This is a genomic window from Euzebyales bacterium (assembly GCA_036374135.1).
Lineage (GTDB): Bacteria > Actinomycetota > Nitriliruptoria > Euzebyales > JAHELV01 > JAHELV01.
Genome location: DASUUK010000027.1, coordinates 1 through 2,026 on the forward strand (window position 1 = coordinate 1; position 2,026 = coordinate 2,026).

3 protein-coding genes and 1 pseudogene are annotated in these 2,026 nt (G+C 69.9%); 2 read left to right on the plus strand and 2 right to left on the minus strand.

Translation table 11 applies throughout. From position 1 onward, the window contains the following. Together VFZ70_04060 and VFZ70_04065 are read left to right on the plus strand one after the other, a co-directional pair. Positions 1–283, plus strand: a 283-nt coding sequence (locus VFZ70_04060) for an alpha/beta-hydrolase family protein (GenBank protein ID HEX6254966.1), incomplete at its 5' end; no start/stop codon positions are given. 129 nt (positions 284–412) lie between these two features. Next, a pseudogene (locus VFZ70_04065) lies at positions 413–535 on the plus strand (IS30 family transposase). Positions 536–646: 111 nt separating this feature from the next. Here the strand turns inward: VFZ70_04065 and VFZ70_04070 are convergent. Together VFZ70_04070 and VFZ70_04075 are read right to left on the minus strand one after the other, a co-directional pair. Continuing rightward, positions 647–1,030: a pyridoxamine 5'-phosphate oxidase family protein gene (locus tag VFZ70_04070; GenBank protein HEX6254967.1), complete on the minus strand. Its 384-nt coding sequence runs from the start codon at positions 1,028–1,030 to the stop codon at positions 647–649. Between the two features lie 93 nt (positions 1,031–1,123). After that, complete coding sequence (locus VFZ70_04075) at positions 1,124–1,483, minus strand: DUF3459 domain-containing protein (GenBank protein ID HEX6254968.1); 360 nt, start codon at positions 1,481–1,483, stop codon at positions 1,124–1,126. Positions 1,484–2,026: the final 543 nt, after the last annotated feature.

Sequence of the window (2,026 nt, forward strand, 5' to 3'; positions counted from 1 at the left end):
ACATGCGACAGACCCAGTCGTCTGGTTCTCGCCATCGCTGGCGTGGTCCCAGCCGCAGTGGCTCCGCGAGCCGCCGGGACCTGGAGTTCCGTCGCACATGGTCTGGCGGCCGGTGCTCACGTTCGAGCAGGTGCTGATGGACCTACCGCTGGCGTCCTCCACAGCCCCCGGGTACGGACACGACTACGACGCTGACGTCCCGCTGGCATGGCTCGAGATCGTTCGCCCACAGGGCTGGCAACAGGCCCAGACCGAACAGATGCTGTACGTGCTCGACCCGTGAGGCTGCCGGAGACAGCCGACGATCGCGTTCGGGCCGTTACCGACCGTCGCCGGCTCAGTCCAAGGAACACCGGCCACTACGCGTCCGTCCCCGTCGGTGCGCGTGAGCTCCTGGCGAGTGGATCGCCGGGTGCGCCAGTACTTCCCCCGCAAGGTCTTCGACTTCCACGTCCTCACTCAGGACCTCGGCGCGGTCGCTGCCGAGCTCAACGGGCGGCCTCGCAAGACCCTCGACTTCATGACACCTTCAGAGAAGTTCAACGAGGCTGTTGAACCCACCCATCGAATCCGCACGTGCTACCCAACTCCCGGTGTCGTGCTCTGGCAACGGGGCGCGACGGATGCTCGGCCGTGCTCGGCCGGCTCACAGCAGTCGGCGCCCGGAGACCACGGAGACATCCATCCGCAGCAGGTACTTGCGGTCGCCCCGCGCCCACGGTCGGAGCGGTCGCTGCCCGATGTCTTCCACCTCTGCCTCGTTGGTGACCAGCTGGAGGCGTCCGAAGGCCAGGACGCTCCACCCCTCCTCGCACGCCTCGTCGACGTCGTCGACCTCGAACGTGACCTGCTGCAGCTTCGCCGCCGCGAGCAGCTTGCTGCCCGGGGCGGTGCGGATGTACAGCAGGGTGCCGATCGCCAGGTAGTTCACCGGCAGCACGAGTGGCCAGCCTGCGTCCACGAACGCGAGTCGACCGAGGCGTGGCCTGTGGTCCCGCAACAGCTGCCAGCACTCATACTCTGGCAGCACGGCTAACGTCGGGCTGGTCTCATCCACATGGTGATCCGCCATCTGATGCCCCATCCAGGGTCGGCGACTCGGGGCACGCCGCCCCGGTGAACGCTATGCGCACGATGCAACGCCGACCACCAACGCGTCGCGGACACGGGCGTGGTGGGACGGCGCCCCCGGTTCAGGCCGTGGCCACGCCGCGTCACGGCACCTCGACGATCCTGCCCTCGTCGGGGCGGAGGTGACGGGGTGTGGGTCACCAGGGTGGGTGGACAGCGCGACCGTCCCGCCTGCCAGTGCGAGCGGCTGCTGGATTCCGGTCAGGTTGAGCGCCACCGCGAGCGTCCGGCCGTCGCGGTGCCGCTCGTAGACGTAGACCGCGTCCGTGACCGACCGCGTCCGGTAGCCGCCGATCGCCAGGGCGGGCTCTGCGCGCCGCAGGGCGAGCAGCCGACGGTGCAGCGTCAACATCGACGCCGGGTCGGTCCGTTGCTGTCAGCCGGGGTCGTCGATCCGAGCGGCAGCCACGGCGTGCCTTCGGTGAAGCCGCGACCCGGACCGGCGCTCCATGGCATCGCGGTGCGGACCGGGTCCCGCCCGGTCCCAGACCGGGGACCTGGCGTTCCCACGGATCCTGGACGACGTCGGCTGGCACGTCGGTGTCGACCATCCCCAGCTCGTCGGCCTGGCCCATGACCTGGTCGAGGGAACCGTACGCCTCGCCGGAGTACCCGGTCACCGCCGTAGGTGTCGGCGCCGCGCCGCATCTGCCGCGTGACCGCGTAGACCTCCGGAGTGTGCGCGGTGAAGCGTCGCACCAGCCGCCGCGACGGGCTCTGCCCGGGCGCCAAGTCCGGGTTGGCGGATCGTCCCGCAGTTGCGCGTCAGACGCGATGTGGTCGACGGCATCGACGCGGAAGCCGTCGACACCGCCGTCGAACCAGAACCGCAGCACATCCAGCATCTCCGCCCGCACCTCGGGGGTGCCGCCAGTTCAACGACGGCTGCGCCGCC

Bases quoted from the DNA above. Each gene is read 5' to 3' on its own strand.
- VFZ70_04075 (HEX6254968.1), bottom strand. From the start codon at position 1,483: ATGTTGACGCTGCACCGTCGGCTGCTCGCCCTGCGGCGCGCAGAGCCC.